Here is an 18,903-nt window from a genome sequence, read left to right on the forward strand (position 1 = left end):
GCTCCAAGCGAAGCGCTCGAAGTAGTTTGACCGGCGAGCTGACGGCCTGACGCGCTGCCCGATTGACAGCCTTCACAAGCCTGATTTGGACGTTCTGTTCGCAACAGCTTCCCCGACTAGACTCGCCTGGTCGGCGTAGGAGGGCATGCTGAAAACTTCCGTGACGCTCGTGTAGTCCATGTAGCCGAGCCGGGCCAACGGTCTTATTTTGACGACATCGATCCGCCCGTCTGAAGTTAGAACCTTGTCATCGATGTGAATTCCAACAACCGCTCCGATCACCACCCGATGCATGGACTCGCGGCGATTACCCGGCAACGTAATCGTCTGATGGTACCGGCATTCCAAATGGATCGGAGACTCGCCAACTCGCCATGGTTTTACAAAACGGGATGGCAGTTTGGTAAGGCCTAGAAACTCCATTTCGTCGACGTCGGGAGGAAAGCTAGTGGAGCTTCTATTGACTTGCTCCCTCATTTCCCAAGTAGCCATGTTGACGACGAACTCACCTGTCTCTTCAGCATTAATTACACTATCTTTGCGAATACCGGTTCCAGGCCGAGAGCTACCCGAGAAAAAGACGAAGGGAGGATCAAAGGCCAGTTGGTTGAAGATGCTGAACGGCGCGAGGTTCGGAATACCATCGTAGCTTATGGTTGAGATCCAACCAATTGGACGGGGAATGACGCAGGATTTGAAAGGATTGTACTTGAGGCCGTGATCGTTCGTCTGGGTATCGTAAAACATCGGGGTTTCCTGGAGACGAAGACTGTGAGCCTTCTTCAGAGGACGACCGTAGCCGAGGCAATGATCGGTGAAAGCGCGAACTGCATCTGAAACGAGGGTCGCCGGATGGGAAGTGAAATTTTATCCGCCGCTCATGAGAAACCTTCATACACCACTTTGGGATTGCTTTCGATACGACGTAGAGAGGAGCCGGGATTTCGACGCAGATCGCTCATCTCGGTTTAAAATATCTAATGACTGTCTGAAAATTCGTCATTTGCGTCCGTGGTGCCTTTGGGCTCGCATAAGCCGACGCTGCGGATTCAACGCGGCCTAAGGCGGTCAAAAGAATAACGATTGGGAAACGCAAATGGCAGAGTTTTTGGAACGCGCAAGTCACTGCGCGCGATCCGCGCGCGACTGCATTGGATGTTTCGAGCAGCATGGCGCAGGATTCAGGGAATATGACGCCAAGCCTGCGATTTGTACCGACCCAACCCGTGACGAGCAGGGTTGCAGCCATCGATGCCGCAATACTGCTTTGGAATTTTCTGGCTATGCAAACTGCTTGGCATCTCCTGAATACCCGCCGGTTGCTCCGGCGCCATTCCCGCACGGCGGTCCTTGCGCGTAAATGAAATGGAACAAAGACACGGGTCAACAGAGTTGGCCAACGCTGGAGAATAGCATGAGACATGATACTCAATTTTACATCGACGGGGAGTGGGTTGATCCGACGAGTCCTGCGTTCCTCGATGTGATAAATCCCGCAACAGAAGGAGCCATTGGACGGATCAGCCTCGGTAGCGCGGCTGATGTCGACCTCGCCGTAAAGGCAGCCCGGCGCGCATTCCCGGCATACTCGCAGACGACTCGAGCGCAACGGCTCGATCTTCTGCGCCGCGTAATCTCTGTCTTCGAGGCGCGCTTCGACGACGTCGCGGAGGCTATAACGGCCGAGATGGGATCGCCCTTATGGTTCTCCAAGCAGATCCAGACTGACACGGCACTCGCGCATTTTAAACAGGCACTGATTGTTCTCAGGGACTACGAATACGACCGCATGTTGGGAACTACGAGAGTCACGCGCGAACCCATCGGCGTCTGCGGATTGATCACGCCCTGGAATTGGCCTGTGAACCAGATCGCCTCCAAGCTCGCCCCCGCGCTGGCCGCCGGTTGCACCGTTGTCGTCAAACCCAGCGAGGTCGCCCCTCTCAGCCCGATCATTCTTGCAGAAATCCTTCATGACGCGGGGATTCCGAAAGGCGTGTTCAATCTCGTCAACGGGGATGGCCCGACTGTCGGTCACGCAATCTCCTCGCATCCCGATATCGATATGGTGTCATTCACCGGCTCGACACGCGCCGGCATCCAGGTCGCGAAAGATGCGGCCGACACCGTCAAGCGTGTGTGCCAGGAGCTCGGCGGTAAAGGCGCCAATATTATCCTACCCGGTGCGAATCTCGAAACGGCTGTGTCAGCCGGGGTGATGCGATGTTTCACCAATTCCGGACAATCCTGCCAAGCGCCAACAAGAATGCTTGTGCATCAGAGCCAGAGTGATGCGGCCGTGGAAATCGCGAAGGCAACAGCGGAGTCGATTGTTGTGGGAGACCCACGGGACGGGAACACGCGACTTGGCCCTCTAGTTAGCCAGCTGCAGTACGATCGCGTTCAAAATCTCATAAGCGCCGGGATCGAGGAAGGCGCGACCCTCGTCACGGGCGGACCAGGTCGTCCGCGCGGGCTAAACTGCGGGTTCTACGTGCAACCGACGATCTTCTCCGACGTCCGGCCCGATATGACGATCGCCCAGCAGGAGATCTTCGGCCCGGTTCTTTCAATGATCACCTATAGCAACGAGGACGAAGCTGTTCGCATCGCAAACGGAACGGTCTACGGCCTCTCAGGCTATGTCTTCGCCGGCGACCTAACTCATGCCCGAGAAGTCGGAGCGCGGTTACGGGCCGGTCGCATTTATCTCAACGGGGCTCCTCACGACGGTTTGCAAGACGTGGTTGCGCCTTTTGGAGGCTACAAACAGTCGGGCAACGGCCGCGAAGTGGGTGTGTTCGGCTTTGAAGAGTTCCTCGAAAGCAAGGCGCTGCTTGGATACGAGGCCTCTTAATCGAACAAGAGTCCAGAAACGCGGCGACATATTTTCTGAAAGCCAGATGCCCGGCGCGCAGATCGCGTCGACGAGTAGAGCATGATCCGGAAAAGTGGACACCGATTTTCCGAAAAGATCATGCTCAAACCAAAGCGACAGAGCGGGATGACGATTCGAAGATAAGCCATCCCGCTCTAATGGCCATAAAAATATCGGGAGGAACAACGTGAGAGCCAAAAAGCCGCGCGCGACACACCTAATTCTATTCATCCTGTCTATTTTTTCGGCATATTTGTACATTGATCGAGCGAACATTGGCACAGCCGCCGGCGTGATGAAGGAAGAGTTCGGCCTCACCAATGTTCAACTGGGAGTGATGTTTTCGGCATTTTCGTACGCCTACACCTCGATTGTGTGGATCGGGGGGTGGCTCGCCGATCGATATGGAGTCCGCGCGACTTTGTTTGTATGCGGAACGGTATTCTCAATCGGAACGATCTTCACCGGTCTTGCCGGTAGTTGGACAGAGCTCCTTCTCGCGCGCGGCATCGTTGGATTGGGAGAAGCTCCATCCAACGCGACGATCTCCAGAGCCCTCGTTAGTTGGACCAGACCACTTCACCGGGGTTTTGCAATTTCTGTGACACACGGATCTTCGCGACTTGGGACGGCAATAACACCTCCACTGGTCGCTTGGCTCATAACGATGACGTCCTGGCGTGGATCGTTTCTCGTTCTCGGCACGCTGGGTCTCGTATTGATGACAGTGTGGCTCTACTATTACCGCGATGATCCCAGAACGCATCCTTCGATAACCCCCGACGAACTCGTAGGCCTCGATCCTCCAGAGACGCAGAGCCGCGTTCCCTATTTTCGCCTGCTTCGCAGGTACGTCCCATCGATAGTTACGTTTTTCTGCTATGGATGGACTTTGTGGATCTACTTGAACTGGCTGCCGTCGTTCTTCGCACAAAACTACCACATCGACCTTAAAACATCGGCGATCCTGTCGTCCACGGTGCTTGTGGCCGGCATTCTTGGCGATCTATCAGGTGGAATTCTCAGCGACCGCCTGCTTGCCAGGACGAGCAGCCTTCTGATTTCTAGAACGTATCTCATTTCAGGAAGTTTTCTGGCGACGATCGTATGCATGGTTCCTATATTGATCTCAGCCGACATAACAGTCGTCACCATTGCTTTAATGCTGGCTTTCTTCTTTGTGCAAACGTCAGTTTCTCCCCAGTGGCTTGTGACGATGGACATCTCGCCGCGCTTTGTCGGAACCGCCGGCTGTTTCCTGTCCATCGGTTTCGCCTTATCCGGCATGCTATCGCCGACAGTCTTCGGCTATCTCGTTGACGCGTTGGGCAATTGGCGTGGAGCGTTCGGCGCATCCATGATTTTGCTGGCGGCAGGAGCTGTCTCAGCACTTTGGCTGCGTCCAGACCGGCCGTTTGTCGAGGGCGTTAGCCGTGAGGGGCCGAAGATAGAGTCTTATTCAAAGGTCCTCTCCGCAAACCAAGCAGCGGATAGAATCTAACAGTGAGGGCCCGCGTCAGACGGCTCGGATGGTTTTGTCAGGATCAGAGCTCCAGGTGAGGGGTTTCGGCCTCACATTGTGTTCGACGACGAAAGCGATTGATGGCGTCTTGCAGACCAACGACCAAGACCAAGACACCGCGCTTCAATCGCCGCTGGTGAGGTTTTGTGAAGAAGCTCTCGACGGCATAGAGCCACGTCGCACCATTCACGCGAACGCGCATCCTAACGCTGAACTTCGAGGGGCCGTCCCAGCCGCAAACTGCCGCCATGAAAGATTTTCATGTATGCCTGATGCATTCTGATTTGCACCATTTCAGTGCTTCAATGATCATATCATTTGCTGCACTGGTTGGTGCCGCAAATCGCATCAGAAAAGCTGCGGCACCTGCGGTGCAAACAAGCAGCGATTGAGGAAACGGCGTCGCCAAGTCATCGCAAGCCGTCAGATTCCGCGTCATCTAACCACTTTTATGCGCGGCTTCCGCGAGCGCAGGAGAAGGATTGCCGCTAGCAGCCGAGGCGACGGGAATCAACACGGCTATGTGAGCTTCGTACGAGCGAAAAATCCTAAAAATCGCGCTCCAACAGGCGAGCGAGACGCGGTTGCAAGATAATGAGGGAGGAGAATGTACCATGGCGGCTGCTCTCAAGACGTCATCCGCTTTAATCGGACTTTTTGTTCTCGCCCTGACGGCTCAGGCCAGGTCCCAGACTGTCGGCGTCACCGCGACTGAAATCAAGCTTGGTCAGACGATGCCCTATAGCGGTGCGCTTTCAGCGTGGGGTCAAATCGGAAAGGCGTACAACCTTTATATTGAAAAGATGAATGCCGATGGAGGAGTTAATGGCCGCAAAATCAATTTGATGAGTCTGGACGATGGCTATAGCCCGCCCAAGGCGGTCGAACAGACCCGACGGCTGGTCGAACAAGACGAGGTCCTGGCGATGGTTGGGTCACTCGGGACGGCGCAGCAGACTGCGGTTAGGAAATATCTCAACATCAAGAAGGTACCGCAACTCTTTGTCATAACGGGTTCATCGCGGATCACCGACCCCAAGAACTTTCCATGGACTATCGGAATAACGCCGACTTACGAGACCGAAGCGAAAATCTACGCTCGCTACGTACTTCAGACAAAGCCGGATGCCAAGGTCGCGATCTTGTTTCAAAATGACGATCTTGGTCGGGAGTATGCGAGGGGCTTCAAGGAAGCCTTGGGAGACCACGTGAAGGAAATTGTTGTCGGAGAGGCGTCATACGACGTCACGGATCCGGTCGTCGATTCGCAAATCATTTCGTTGAAAGCGACTGGGGCCAACGTTCTGTTCATTGCAGCGGGCTCGAAATATACTTCGCAAGCTATCCGCAGGACATTTGATCTCGATTGGCATCCGCTTCAATTCGTAATTAGTCCGTCCAACTCCGTTGCGTCGGTTCTTGAGATTGCAGGCGCGGAACAGGCAAAAGGCGTCATCTCCGCTTCTTACTACAAGGATCCGACAGATCCGCAGTGGGGCGATGATCCAGCTTACAAGGAATGGTTGGTCTGGATGAAGACGTATAATCCAGGGGGTGATATCACGGACGCCTATAACGTTCATGGATATATTGGCGCCCAACTGCTGGTTGAATTGTTACGGCGCTGCGGGAACGACCTAAGTCGGGCGAATCTTGTACGGACCGCGACAACGTTGAAGGATTTAAAGCTGGGCATGATGATTCCGGGCATCGTCATCAATACAACCCCGGAAGATCCGCGCCCGATCAGGCAGTTAAAGCTACAACGTTTCGATGGCAAGAAGTTCGTGCCTTTCGGAGATGTCATCAACGGCTGAGCGATGCGTTCGACTGGATTTGGTGCATGGATGGATTTTAAGCTTCCACCCGGGCCCTCGCTTCTCAAGGACACCTTACGTCGCTTCGTCAATCAGGAGCTGATCCCGGTTCGATCCGACGCGTTTATGGTCAAATTCTTCGGGGGCGAGAAATCCTTTCTTGCAGCGCACCGGTGCATGCAGATTCATGGCGGCGTCAGTCATTCTGGGGGCCCTTCAATCGAACGCTTCTTTCGAGACCAGCGCAGTATGATGATCACGGAGGGGCCCGGCGAAGTCCTTAAAATGGCCCTTGCCCGCACCGTGCTCAAGGCTTACGCTTGAGCCTTCCCAATAGGCAACTTTTCAAAAGCATAACTTGTCAAATTATCTTCCATCCATGACCAGTCTGCGCGTTTTCGAGGCCGCGGCAAGGCACCTGAGTTTTTCCCGCGCTGCAAGAGAATTAAATCTGACGCAGACCGCTGTCAGTCACCAGATCAAGAATTTGGAGGCGCTGCTGGGTTCAAAATTGTTCGTTCGCGAACCCGGATCGTTGCGCCTGACCGACACGGCGCACGACTATCTCTCGACGGTACGTCCTCTCATCGTGGAAATTTCGGAGGCAACGACCCGGGCGATGGATCGCAAGAAAGAGGGTGCGCTCTACCTTGGTTGTACGGCGAGCTTCGCTCTAAAATTGCTTATTCCCAGTCTGGCTCATTTTCGGGCCAAACATCCGCACATTGCTCTTCGGTTTGGAACAATAGTTTCAACGGAAAGTATGAAGCGCGCAGACTATGACGTTTCGATCAGATACGGGTCGGGAGATTGGCCGGGCTTCGAAAGCGTCAAGCTAAGCGACGAGGAAATATTTCCGGTCTGCAGTCCCTTGCTGCTTAAGAACGGTCCTCCTCTGAAGACTCCGGCCGACCTCGCAAAACATACGATTATTCGTACAGCCTTCAGCTACATTTTGCGAGACGACTGGCCGCTTTGGCTGGTGCAGGCGAACGAACCCAATCTTGAATTTGCGAATGAGATCGTGTTCGATCTTCTTTTCCCATCTGTCCAAGCCGCGATCGATGGGCTTGGAGTGGTGATTGGTCGAACGCCAATGGTACTGCCGGACTTGGCGAGCGGCCAGCTTGTCGAGCCTTTCTCGATCCGGTTGCCATCAGAATTGGGAATGTATCTCGTTTCACCCAAGGAGCGAGCACAATTGCCCCAAGTCCGCTTGTTTCAAAAATGGGCGCTGCAACGTTTCGGAAGTCAGGGTGATGCGCCCTAGTCAAGCGCCGGCCGCTGTCGCGTTCGCGTCAGCGTGGTGCGTCGGGACTTCCAGTCCCAACTCCTCGAGCACGTCGACCGTATGCTCGCCCAACATCGGCGGGGCCTGGGTTGGCTGGTCGCTGCGCGATCCATCGAACCATATTGGTCTACGGATCGCTTTCAGATCGCCCTCGGTCGGATGATGAAGATCGAAGAACGATCCTAAGTGCTGCACTTGCGGATCACTCATGACTTCGTCAACATTGTAGACAGGAGCAAACGGAACGTCTTTCGGCGAGAACCGGTCTATCCAGTATTCGCGAGAGTGGCATAGGAAGGTTTCACAAACCGCGCTACTGAGCGCATCGTAATTGTCTATCCGGAGCGTCCGGGTAGAGAATCGCTGATCCCGGAGCAAATCGAGACGGTCTATCGCTTCGGTGAACTGCAGCCAGAACTTCTCCTGGGATGACAAATGAATAGCAATCAGTTTCTCATCCGCGCAACGGAAGGCGTAAGACTGCGACGTCCGCGCTCTAAGATAGAGATCGGATACGACATTCATCTGGGTCAGATAGCCGAAGGGGTCAGGCATGAATGCGATTGCTGTATCGAGCATGTTGACGTCGATGCGCCGAGCTTTGCCGGTCCGTTCACGTTCGACAAGAGCCGCTAGAATGGCTTGGCATGCGTAGAGACCGGTCGCGTTGTCGACGATTGTTGGCCCTGAAATTCGTGGATTGTGCGGATCGACGAAGAGGCTGGACATGCCGCTGAGTGCCTGAGCGACTGTATCATAGGCGGGTCGCTCCGCGTACGGACCTGTGCTTCCGAAGCCGCTGATTGAACAGCGTATTATTCGCGGATTTGTTTCCTGCAGGAATTCGTCACCGAAACCCAGCCGTTCCAAGACACCGGGACGAAAATTATTCAGAACGACATCGCTACGCTCGATCAAACGCGTGAGAGCCGCGTTTCCCTGATCGGATCGAAGATCCAGGGCGATGCTGCGCTTGTTCCGATTGTAAGCGCAATAGTGCGGACTGTAGAGGCCGCCGCGAAAGCTACGAAATGGATCGCCCCCGTCGGGATTTTCTACTTTTATAACATCGGCTCCGAGGTCCGCGAGCATCATTCCCGTGAGCGGCCCCGTAATCATCGTGCTAAGTTCGATGACACGAATGCCTGCGAGTGATGTCTTCATAGCGCACCTGTATTCTGCTGGATCGTCCGCCGTACGATGGGGCGGCGGAGTGCGCCGCCCCATCTTCTTACTTCTTGCTTTGGTCGGTTATCATGGAGCCAAGCGGGAAGGGCTGGTAAACTGGCTTGTAACTCTTCTTGTCGATGAACTGATGAATTCCCGTCTTATAGGACTGCTCGGGATCGTTTAAACGTATGGCAGCATTCTTTGCTGCGAGATAGTCAGTTGCTTGTCCGAAATCCATCGTCCGGACCTGGCGGATCGCCTGTTTCGTGGCGCGAAGAACGGCGGGACTCTTTGCCATCAGCTTGTGAGCAAGTTCCGTGACGTCGGCCTCAAGTTTTGCGGGCGGCACGGCTCGATTGACGAAGCCGACGCGCGCAGCTTCTTTCCCGTCGAACGCGTCGCCGAGGCATCCGTAATAGAGCGCATGGCGATACAGCACAGCATCGGCGACAACCTTGGCAACCAGAGCGCCGGGCAGAATACCCCAGTTCACTTCCGAGAGCGAAAAAGTAGCGTCTTCGGCGGAGATTGCGAAATCCGTGGCGAGCAACTGCATGAAGGCTCCGCCAACGCAGTACCCTTCGATCATCGCAATCGTCGGCTTGTCGTAATTATAGAGGCGCTCCCAACGCCACCTGTTCGCTATCTCTTGCATGCGCTTGGATTCGGCGGGCTTGTCTTCCAGACCTCGGAAGAATTCCTTCAAGTCCTGTCCAGCGGAGAAATTGCCTCCCTCACCGGCGATGACGACGACCTTGGTGTCGGTGTCCACCTCCAGTTCCTCTAGCGTCCGATCCATCTCGACATGAAGCGCCGGGCTCATCGCGTTCCTTTTCTCAGGTCGATTGAGGTAGACCCAGCTGATACCGTCGTGCTTGTGGACGCGTACGAATTTCAGTGGCGGATTGCTCATCAGAAACCTCCCGTTTGTTGAAGTTCAAGTTACCGCCCCATATCGCCCAACGAGCATTCGAGGGGCTAGTGAAATGAATTCATAATTGCATGACGAATGGTTTCGAAGAGGGACGGCGTCTGTCGGTGGTCTACGTCCAAACACATAGAAAAGATTCAGCGCGGCCGATGCTATCCCAGTGCTGGAGGTCCAAGTGTCGGCTGTAGCCTCAAATGCATAGAGCGCTGCTGATGGGTTCGGCAGACTTTTGCGCATGATCGTATCCGTACAAGGGTATTAAAGTTTCTAATACCTCGGTGAAAATTTGTCGATTGAGCCGCCACGCGCGATCCGTCAAGACCGTCAGACTGTCGCATGACTAAGACTTGCGACGCTCACCCTGTTTGGATCGGATCGGCTGTTGAGTACTCGAACGCCGCATCGGGCATCAGTCGTCGTTCGCGACGGAACATCGATTTCATACGCCGTGGCCGGCGCGAGTGATCGTCGCCGCGTCGCGCTGGTGCATTCGCTGGCGTTGGACGGTGAATTCTGGCGGCCTGTTGCCGACATCTTGTCGAACCAGGCGGCGGTGCTGATGATCGATTGTCGCGGTCACGGTGCGTCGGACAAACCGTCCGGTCCTTACTCCGTCGAGCAATTCGCCGACGATCTCGCCGACGTGCTGGATGGAATTGGCTGGCCGTCGGCCGTTATCGGCGGTGCATCAATGGGCGGATCCGTCGCCATCGCATTTGCCGCGCGCAATGCCGCGAAGACGGCCGCGCTGGGCCTGTTCGATACCACAGCCTGGTACGGCGCCAACGCGCCGAAGCAATGGGAAGAGCGCGCTGCGCGCGGTGTAGCCGATGGCATGGCCAGCCTTGTCGAGTTTCAGAAGACGCGCTGGTTCGGCGACGCCTTCCGGGCACAGAATGCCGATGTGATCGATCGAACGGTCGCGACCTTCGTCAAGACCGATCCGAAAGCCTATGCAGAAACCTGCCGGATGATGGGCGCATTCGATCTGCGATTGAAACTCGGCGCGCTCCGGATGCCGACGCGCATTGCCGTCGGAGAACAGGATTATGCAACGCCGATCAAGATGGCAGAAGAGCTCCATGCCGGGATCGCCGGATCGGAACTGAACATTATCTCCGGCGGTCGTCATTTGACGCCGCTCGAATTTCCGGAGCGCATTGCCGCGGAGATTGATCTGCTGCTGAGAAAGGCCGTCGCATGAAGTTCACGGGTAAGATCGACGTTCCAGCGCCGCGCGCGGCGGTTTTCGCAAAGCTGCGCGACGCGCATTTCTTCGCGTCGTGCGTCGACGGCGTTCGGGATCTTGTCGAAATCGACGGTCGCCACTACACCGCGACGCTGGAGACGCGGGTAGCCTATATCAAATTCAAGTTCGCGGTTGCGGTCGAAGTCGCCGAGATCGACGAGCCCATCCGTGTCGTTGCCAGGGTTGAGGGCTCGCCCGCAGGAATGGTCGGTCGGCTCACCGCGACCTCCGCGGCCAATCTCGAAGAGGCGGGTGGCACCACTGTCGTAAACTACGAACTCGACGTCGCGTTGACCGGCAAACTTGGCAGCCTCGGCCAGCCGGTACTGAAATCGAAGGCCAAAGAGATGGAGCGCCAGTTCGCCTCACGGATCCAGGCTAGTTTTCAGGACAACAGTACCGGAAACGCAGCATGATATCATTCGAGCTGTCCGAACCGACAACGCTGAGCGAAGCGATCTCTCTCCTCGATGCGGAGGATCCGGAAATCCGTCCGATCTCGGGGGGCACCGCGTTGATGCTGATGATGAAGTCGGGCGTTTTCCGTCCGACGCGCCTCGTCAGCCTGCAAAAGGTCGAAGCGGACTATTCGCGTATACGGCGTGGCCGCGACGGCAGCCTGCGCATCGGCGCGCTCGCGAGCCTCTCGCAGATCGAACATTCCGGCGAGGTTCGTGGCGTTGCGCCGGTCATCGAAAAGACCATGCGATATTTGTCGAACGTGCGCGTGCGCAACGTCGCGCGGCTCGGCGGCAATCTGGCGCACGGCGACCCGCACATGGATCTCCCGCCGGTGCTGTCGGCGCTGGGCGCAAAGGCAATCGTTACCGGACCATCCGGCGAGCGCAAAATCCTCATCGAACATCTGTTCAGCGGTTACTACGAGACCGTGCTGAAGCGCGACGAACTGATCACGTTCGTCGACGTGCCGTCCCAGGCTGGATGGTCGTCAGCTTATATCAAATGCACCACGCGGTCGACCGACGACTGGCCGGCGCTCGGTGTCGCGTGCTCAATCCGTGCCGAGGGCGACACCATTGGCGATGTCAGGCTCATGATCAGCGCCGCCACCGAGAAACTGACGCGCCTTGGCTCAACCGAAAATATCTTACGCGGTCAGAAGATCGTGGAGGCAACGTTCGAGCGGGCCGGTGAGTCCGCCTTCGCCGAAGTGGAGGTTGTCGGCGATTCCCGCGGTTCGGCAGCTTACAAATCCGAGCTGGTCCGCGTCTATGTGCGTCGCGCTCTGCGGCAGGCAGGCTTTGGAGCGACCCTATCATGACAATTCACAAGCCAATGCCTGCGGGGCAGGTGGGCCGCTCGCTTCCGCGGCTTGAGGCGCGTCAGAAAGTGACCGGCCGCGCGGAGTACGTGCACAACATGCGCGTGCCGGGCATGCTGGTCGCGAAGGTGGTGCGCAGCACCGTGGCGCACGGCCGCATCATCAGCATCGACACCAGCGCCGCGCTGCAGGTCGAGGGCGTATTCGCGGTCTACACGGGAGAGGACATCCGAAAGATCATCCCGGAACCGTATTACGGTCCCGCTTTCCACGATCAACCGATTCTCGCTGTGGGGAAGGTGCGGCATGCCGGCGAACCTGTTGCCGTCGCGCTTGCCAGGGATCCGCACGTCGCCGAGCAGGCGGCGCAGCTGGTCGAGGTGCAGTACGAGGAAATGCCGGCGATCTTCGACGAAGTCGAGGCTATGGAATCCAAGGCTATCGTTCACGAGGTGCTGAAGCCGGCCGGCACATTTCCCGATCTCAAGCATCTGCACGGCAAGACGAACACCAACATCGCGCTCGATTTTCATCTCAAGCGAGGTGATGTCGACGAAGCCTTCGCCAGCGCGGCGCACGTGTTCGAACACGAATTCCGGACCCAGCAGGTGATGCATACCCCGCTGGAGCCGATGGTTTCGCTTGCCGAGCCGACGCGCGATGGCCTGACGATTCACACGGCGTCGCAGAGTCCGTCATTCGTCCGAATCGAGCTCGCTCGGCTGCTCGGATGGCCAGAGAACAGGGTGCAGGTGAAAGTACCGTATCTCGGTGGCGGGTTCGGCGCGAAGCTCTACGTCAAGCTGGAGGCGCTGGTCGCCGCTCTCGCGCTCCTGACCAGACGGCCAGTCAAGTGGTCGCTGACCATGGAAGAGCAGTTTTATACGATCACCAAGCATGCCACCACGTTCCGGATCAAGAGCGCGGTCGATGTTGCCGGCAAGATCACCGGCCGTAGCTGCACCGTCTATTGGAACGGGGGGGCCTATGCCGATATCGGGCCGCGCGTCACCCAGAAATCCGGTTTCACGGCGCCCGGCCCATACGACATCGAGAACGTCGCGATCGAGTCTTACTCGCTCTATACGAACCGGCCCCCTGCCGGCGCGTTGCGGGGGTTCGGCATTCCGCAGCTGGTCTGGGCGTATGAGAGTCATACCGACCTGATCGCGCGCGAACTGAACATCGATCCGGTTGAATTCCGCCGTATGAATATCTTGCGTGAAGGTCGGCCGCAGGCGACCGGAACCGTCATGAAGGACGCCGCAATCGATCTCGTTCTGGACAAGGTTGCCGAGCAGATGAACTGGCTTGCGCCGTTCGATCGTGGCACCGGAACGGTGCGCCGCGGTCGAGGTATCGGAATCGGATTCAAAGCCTCGATCTCGCCGACGACGTCGGTTGCCTTCGTCAACGTCTACGCCGACGGAAGCTGCGCGCTCTACATGAGCACGGTGGATATGGGGCAGGGCTCAGACACCGCGATGGCCCAGATCGTGGCCGAAGTCCTGCAGGTGCAAACCGAGAACGTCAAGGTCATCCATCCCGACACCGACGTCACGCCCTACGACATGGCCACCCTCGGCTCGCGGTCGACCTATCACATGGGCAACGCAGTGAAGTTAGCCGCCGAGGACGCGAAGCAGAAACTTGAGGTGATGGCGCGGAGCGTGGGCCTTTCGGAAGGCTCCAATCTCGAGACCCGCGAGATTTTCAAGAAGAAATACGGCATGCAGGCCGGCAACGTGATGGGCGTTGGCAGCTACATTCCGACTTACATGTCGCCTGACACCGTGACCGGCATGTCTGACAACATCACGCCGTTCTGGATGGTGGGCGGAGCCGGCGTCGAGATCGAGGTCGATACCGAGACCGGGCATGTGAAGCTGACGAAGCTCGTCAATGCCGCCGATATGGGCCGGCCGCTCAACCCGCGCATCGTGCAAACGCAGTTGTCCGGCGCGGCGATCATGCAGCTTGGCTTTACCATGTTCGAGAACATGGAGTTCGACGTGGGTCAGGTCACGAATGCGTCTTTCGCCGACTACAAGATCCCCGGCATCCACGACATTCCGCCCGATATCGAGAACCACATCGTGCTGGCCGAGCAGGGTGGTGGACCTTTCGGTGCCAAGGGCGTCGGAGAAAGCTCGACCTTCGGTGTTTCGCCCGCGATCGCCAACGCCATTCATGATGCCGTGGGCATTCGCCTAACCGAGCTGCCGCTGACCGCGGAGAGCGTGCTGAGAGCCATCCGCCTCAAGGCCGGAAATCCGATTGGAGACTGAGATGAACCAGCACGCCAAGTCGATCAGCTTCGTGCTGAACGGAAGCAAGACCGAGATGCTTGCTCAGACGCACGAGAATCTCGTCGAGTTGTTGAACAGGCTGGATCTCTGCGGCGCTCGCGAAAGCTGCGGCCAGGGTCTCTGTGGCTGCTGCACTGTCATCGTCGATGACATGGCGGTGTCAGGTTGCCTGTACCCCGCGGCTTTCGTCGATGGCAAGATCGTCACGACGATCGAGCACCTCGATCACGACGTGACTCTGAGCCCGGTGCAGCAGGCGTTCATTGACAAAGGTGCGTTCCAGTGCGGCTTCTGCACCTCGGGCTTTGTCTTGATGGCGCACAAGCTGCTGGAACAACGGCCGATGCCCACCGATGACGAAATCAAGGACTATCTAGCAGGCAATCTATGCCGCTGTGCGGCTTATCCAGAGATAATCAACGCTGTGAAAAGCGCCGCACGCAAGATGGCACGCACATAAACAGCATCTCTTTTGGGAATCAAGGATGGCGACTTCTGCGATAGACGGCCCCTGGTACAGAGCGCTGTCACGCTCGCAATGGAACGCGCTGATTGCTTCGAATCTTGGCTGGTTGTTCGATGGTTTTGAAACCTATGCGCTGGTTCTCACCACCGGCGTCGCGCTACGCCAACTGCTCGATCCCGCGCAATATGCGCAGATTCCATCCTATATCGGCACGGTGATCGCGATCACGCTGCTTGGCTGGGGTATCGGGGGTATGCTCGGCGGAATTCTGGCCGACTATATTGGCCGCAAGCGAACGATGGTGCTGGCCATTATCGCCTATTCGATCGCAACCGGTCTGAGCGCGTTCGCGTTTGATTGGATATCATTCGTGGCCTTGCGTTTCCTGGTCGGTATCGCCATCGGATCGGAATGGGCCACCGGGAGCTCAATGCTCGCCGAGTTGTGGCCGGATCGCGCCCGCGGCAAGGGCGCGGGCATCATGCAATGCGGTTTGGGACTGGGCTTCTTCCTAGCATCCTTGACCTGGTTGTTTCTCAGCGAGGCCGGTCCGGATGCCTGGCGCTACATGTTCGCGCTTGGAGTGTTACCCGCGCTTCTGACGCTGTGGATCAGGCGCGCCATTCCGGAATCGAAAGTCTGGGAGGAAGCCAATCAAAAGCGCCATGCCGCGCTCGAACAGAAACGGTCAGGCGCGACGCTCGGCGAAGACGCCGAAAAACTGACGCGCTTCACACTGCTCGATCTTTTCACCGATCCATCGCTGCGCAGACGGACCATCGTCGTTTTTGTGATGTCGCTGACGACCACGATCGGGTTTTGGGGAATCTCGACGTGGGTGCCACCGTTCATCGGCTCGTTGGCGCTCAAGGAAGGTTTCACCGCCGCCCAATGGACGAGCTATGCCGGCATGGCCTATACGATTGGCTCGGTGCTTGGCTATCTCAGCATGGGTTTCCTGATGGATGCCTTCGGCCGCAAGCCAATCACGATCATTTTTTTCGCGATGGCTTTGCTGCTGACTCCAGCGCTGTTCTTTCTGACGGCCGATCTCAAGCGGCTGCTCCTGCTTGCTGCGGTCAATGCGTTCTTCAGCAACGGTCAATACACGTGGATGCCGGTCTGGCTTCCGGAACTGTATCCGACCCGCATGCGCGCGACTGCGATGGCATTCGCGTTCAACGCGCCGCGCTTTATCGCCTTCCTGGGGCCATTGCTTGCCGGCACCATGATCACCCAATTCGGCGGCTTTGGGCAGGCCGCCGTGGTGCTTGCGTCGATCTATGTGGTCGGTATCGGCGCGGCGCTCTTCCTACCTGAGACCAAGGGAGCTCCGTTACCGGACTAAATCCGGTCGGCACGCGACCAGATGGCAAGAGAACGCGGCAAGCTCCAGACGGCTCGGTGCGACAACGATCCTCTTCGCGGCTCAACGGCAGAGCCATCGCGGCAGCGGCAAATCAAACGTTCCGCAGTGCCAGGCAGCGCGTCGCCTCCAACGCTGAATGAGTTAAATTCATGGCGTCATGAAACCAAAGCGCTCGGCAGCGAAGTGAGGGCGCGGTATAGAGGGTGTAGTCTAGCGTGCTGCGGCCTACCGACATTCGTCAACGCGAATGTGCCGGGTTCGTCGTTTCGGCGATGTTTGACGACAAGAACGAGTCCCAGGCCGATCGCTCGCGCGACGGAACATGCGGACGGGGAAACGGGAGGAATAATGGGTCTCATTCATGCCAGACCTGACTCGATCGCTGCCGCCGCGGCGGCCGCGCCGCTCTTGCAGGTGTCGAACATCTCGATGCGCTTCGGCAGCGTCAACGCGCTCGATGGGATCTCCCTCAACTTTGCGCGCGGCCAAATTGCCGGTCTGATCGGCCCGCTGCCCACCGGTCTTGGTTACCCTGACGACACCTCGGCCGAAAGCTGTTTGTCGCTGAAACTCGAAGAGGGGACGGGCGATCTCCTTGTTCACGGTCTGACCGGGGACGTTAACGCGTCCCAACAACCTTGCTTGCTTTGTGCCATCTCATAAGGTGCCGAAATGATCGACTTGCAAAAACGAGCGCAGCTCCTTCGGTTCGCTCAGCTAATCATGGCGGCCACAATTTTTGGCGGGGCTGCCGTAGATGCCCTGGCGTCGAGCTATCCGACGCGCGCTGTGACAGGCGGGCGCGAACGGGATGATCGGCGCAGCCAGCGTCGCGCGGGCAAGGGCTGACGGCTACACGTTGCTATTCTCCACCAACACCATCCAGTCTGCGATCAAGAGCCTCTTCAAGCAGGTGCCCTACGACCCATTGACGGATTTTGCGCCGATTGCGCGGACGGTGAACCTTCCCTCTCTTGTCGTCGTCAGCAATAAACATCCCGTGAAGACAATCCAGGACTTCATCGCCTATGCCAAGGCGAACCCGCGAAAGCTGCAATCATGCGCCACGGAGGCGTTTCGCCCGCGCACCGCAAGACTCGCAAACGCTCCGGTGTTCATCGTCCTCCTCGGCGACGCTCGACGGCTGCAGAGCATCGGAGAGATACGCGGACAGGAAGCGACACCGAAGGCGCTGCCGGCTCCGACGGCGCTGGGCGGCGCGCCGATTGCTCCGGGTGCCATCATCAGTCGCGAAGAAGTCCCGGCCGGCTGGTACACCATCGCCCGGTTGCGGCGCGGCGAGGCGTTGCGGATCATCGACTCGTCCGGCCTGTCCAGCATCTCCATGATCGGCTGGCGCGACGAGGATACGTCGGAGCGGATCAATTGCGCCGATACCGTCAAGGTGCAATGGAGTGCCGCCCTTTCAAAGGGGCGGGCCATCCTGTCGGATATGGGACGGGTATTGTTCTCGTTGATCGAAGATACCAGCGGCGCCCACGACATTCTGGTCGGTGGATCGACGCCGGCTTCGACCTTGGCGGCCTACGGCGCGACCACGCGCAATACCCAGGAGAACTTCGTTGCCGGCGCCGCGAAGATCGGACTCGGCGTGCGCGACATACCGCCCTGCGTGACGTTCTTCTCTCCGGTCTCGCTCGATCCGAATGGCCGGTTTATCTGGAGCCAAAGCCGCAAGCGGCCGGGGGATTTCGTCGATCTGCGTGCGGAGATGAACGCGATCCTGGTACTGTCGAACTGCGCGCACCCGCTCGATCCGGCCCGTCCGTCGGCCGCGCGACCGGTCATGCTGGTTCGCCATCGCGTTGCGCCGGCCGCGGACGATGACCCTTGCTGGACTGGTTCGCCCGAGGTCGTGCGTGCCTTCGAATTCACCGAGCGCCTTTACGCCTGAGGAGAGAACCGATGATCGCTCCCATGGAATCATCGCCGCGCGACATCTTGAAAGCCATCTGTATCAGCGATATCCCTGCGGAACGGCCTTGGTCGCAGGTGCTGAAGCGCGGACAGACGCTGCGGATCATCGACAGTGAAGGACAGCAGGCGGTCGATGCATTGTTGTATTGCGCCGCTGATCCGGCCGAGCGTTACAGCACGCAGGACACGCTGCGAACGCAGGGGGCGGCCTATATCGAACTCGGCACGCGGCTGGTCTCGAACAAGGGCCGGGTCATGGCGCGTATCACCGCGGATTCCTGCGGCCGGCATGACAGCTCGGCCGGATGCTGCTCGTGCGAAAGTAACGCGGTGCGGTTCGGCGAGGCCACCAAATACCAGCACGCCTGCCGTGAAAACTTCATTCTGGAACTGTCGAAATACGGACTGACCAAGCGCGACATCGTCGCGAACCTCAATTTCTTCATGAACGTGCCGATCGAACCCGACGGCAAGTTCACCGTGGTCGACGGTATTTCCGCTCCCGGAAATTATGTCGATATTACCATGGACATGGACGCGATTTTCGTGATCTCGAACTGTCCGCAGGTCAACAATCCCTGTAACGGATCTAATCCGACGCCGATCAGGGTAATGATCTGGGATCAGGACCGATTTTAACTGGCTTGACGGGCTTGCGGTATTTTCCACGAGGCGTTCCGC

Annotated in this window: 17 protein-coding genes and 1 pseudogene; 15 read left to right on the forward strand and 3 right to left on the reverse strand. The window is 57.6% G+C overall.

Translation table 11 applies throughout. The annotated features are described in order from the left end of the window. Positions 1–72 precede the first annotated feature (72 nt). Positions 73–747: a flavin reductase family protein gene (locus tag V1280_RS42970; RefSeq protein WP_334536966.1), complete on the reverse strand. Its 675-nt coding sequence runs from the start codon at positions 745–747 to the stop codon at positions 73–75. A 667-nt stretch (positions 748–1,414) separates the two neighbouring features. Between V1280_RS42970 and V1280_RS42975 the strand changes: the two genes are divergently transcribed. The 5 genes from V1280_RS42975 (at position 1,415) to gcvA (ending at position 7,487) form a co-directional block, all read left to right on the forward strand. After that, complete coding sequence (locus tag V1280_RS42975; RefSeq protein ID WP_334536967.1) at positions 1,415–2,857, forward strand: aldehyde dehydrogenase family protein; 1,443 nt, start codon at positions 1,415–1,417, stop codon at positions 2,855–2,857. Between the two features lie 208 nt (positions 2,858–3,065). Beyond that, positions 3,066–4,379 (forward strand): MFS transporter, encoded by a 1,314-nt coding sequence (locus V1280_RS42980; RefSeq protein ID WP_334536969.1) that lies wholly within the window; start codon positions 3,066–3,068, stop codon positions 4,377–4,379. A 635-nt stretch (positions 4,380–5,014) separates the two neighbouring features. Continuing rightward, positions 5,015–6,217 (forward strand): ABC transporter substrate-binding protein, encoded by a 1,203-nt coding sequence (locus V1280_RS42990; protein WP_334536971.1) that lies wholly within the window; start codon positions 5,015–5,017, stop codon positions 6,215–6,217. A 30-nt stretch (positions 6,218–6,247) separates the two neighbouring features. Continuing rightward, a complete protein-coding gene (locus V1280_RS42995; protein WP_334536973.1) occupies positions 6,248–6,541 on the forward strand; it encodes an acyl-CoA dehydrogenase family protein in 294 nt (97 codons plus the stop codon). A 34-nt stretch (positions 6,542–6,575) separates the two neighbouring features. Continuing rightward, on the forward strand, positions 6,576–7,487 hold the full coding sequence (gene gcvA, locus V1280_RS43000) for a transcriptional regulator GcvA (RefSeq protein ID WP_334536975.1): 912 nt from the start codon (positions 6,576–6,578) through the stop codon (positions 7,485–7,487). Here gcvA and V1280_RS43005 read toward each other — a convergent pair whose 3' ends face one another. Further along, entirely contained in the window at positions 7,488–8,672 is a 1,185-nt protein-coding gene (locus V1280_RS43005) for a CaiB/BaiF CoA transferase family protein (RefSeq protein WP_334536976.1), read from the reverse strand. A 67-nt stretch (positions 8,673–8,739) separates the two neighbouring features. Then, positions 8,740–9,591, reverse strand: a complete 852-nt coding sequence (locus V1280_RS43010) for a p-hydroxycinnamoyl CoA hydratase/lyase (protein ID WP_334536979.1) — start codon at positions 9,589–9,591, stop codon at positions 8,740–8,742. 466 nt (positions 9,592–10,057) lie between these two features. Between V1280_RS43010 and V1280_RS43015 the strand changes: the two genes are divergently transcribed. The 10 genes and pseudogenes from V1280_RS43015 (at position 10,058) to V1280_RS43060 (ending at position 18,861) form a co-directional block, all read left to right on the forward strand. After that, entirely contained in the window at positions 10,058–10,813 is a 756-nt protein-coding gene (locus V1280_RS43015) for an alpha/beta fold hydrolase (protein WP_334536981.1), read from the forward strand. Beyond that, positions 10,810–11,274: a CoxG family protein gene (locus V1280_RS43020; RefSeq protein ID WP_334536983.1), complete on the forward strand. Its 465-nt coding sequence runs from the start codon at positions 10,810–10,812 to the stop codon at positions 11,272–11,274. The genes V1280_RS43015 and V1280_RS43020 overlap by 4 nt, the downstream gene beginning before the upstream one ends. Continuing rightward, positions 11,271–12,140 (forward strand): FAD binding domain-containing protein, encoded by an 870-nt coding sequence (locus V1280_RS43025; protein WP_334536984.1) that lies wholly within the window; start codon positions 11,271–11,273, stop codon positions 12,138–12,140. The genes V1280_RS43020 and V1280_RS43025 overlap by 4 nt, the downstream gene beginning before the upstream one ends. After that, positions 12,137–14,428 carry a xanthine dehydrogenase family protein molybdopterin-binding subunit gene (locus V1280_RS43030; protein WP_334536985.1) on the forward strand — a complete coding sequence of 764 codons (2,292 nt, stop codon included), beginning with the start codon at positions 12,137–12,139 and terminating at the stop codon, positions 14,426–14,428. The genes V1280_RS43025 and V1280_RS43030 overlap by 4 nt, the downstream gene beginning before the upstream one ends. 1 nt (position 14,429) lies before the next feature. Further along, positions 14,430–14,909 (forward strand): (2Fe-2S)-binding protein, encoded by a 480-nt coding sequence (locus V1280_RS43035; RefSeq protein WP_334536986.1) that lies wholly within the window; start codon positions 14,430–14,432, stop codon positions 14,907–14,909. Positions 14,910–14,934: 25 nt separating this feature from the next. After that, positions 14,935–16,263 carry an MFS transporter gene (locus tag V1280_RS43040; protein ID WP_334536987.1) on the forward strand — a complete coding sequence of 443 codons (1,329 nt, stop codon included), beginning with the start codon at positions 14,935–14,937 and terminating at the stop codon, positions 16,261–16,263. 369 nt (positions 16,264–16,632) lie between these two features. Continuing rightward, positions 16,633–16,947: a hypothetical protein gene (locus tag V1280_RS43045; protein WP_334536988.1), complete on the forward strand. Its 315-nt coding sequence runs from the start codon at positions 16,633–16,635 to the stop codon at positions 16,945–16,947. 145 nt (positions 16,948–17,092) lie between these two features. Further along, a pseudogene (locus tag V1280_RS43050) lies at positions 17,093–17,329 on the forward strand (Bug family tripartite tricarboxylate transporter substrate binding protein); the annotation flags it as partial. Between the two features lie 66 nt (positions 17,330–17,395). Further along, complete coding sequence (locus tag V1280_RS43055) at positions 17,396–18,199, forward strand: urea amidolyase associated protein UAAP1 (protein ID WP_334538579.1); 804 nt, start codon at positions 17,396–17,398, stop codon at positions 18,197–18,199. A gap of 11 nt (positions 18,200–18,210) precedes the next feature. Continuing rightward, complete coding sequence (locus tag V1280_RS43060) at positions 18,211–18,861, forward strand: urea amidolyase associated protein UAAP2 (RefSeq protein WP_334536989.1); 651 nt, start codon at positions 18,211–18,213, stop codon at positions 18,859–18,861. The last annotated feature ends 42 nt before the right edge of the window (positions 18,862–18,903 follow it).

Source organism: Bradyrhizobium sp. AZCC 2230 (assembly GCF_036924495.1).
GTDB lineage: Bacteria > Pseudomonadota > Alphaproteobacteria > Rhizobiales > Xanthobacteraceae > Bradyrhizobium > Bradyrhizobium rifense.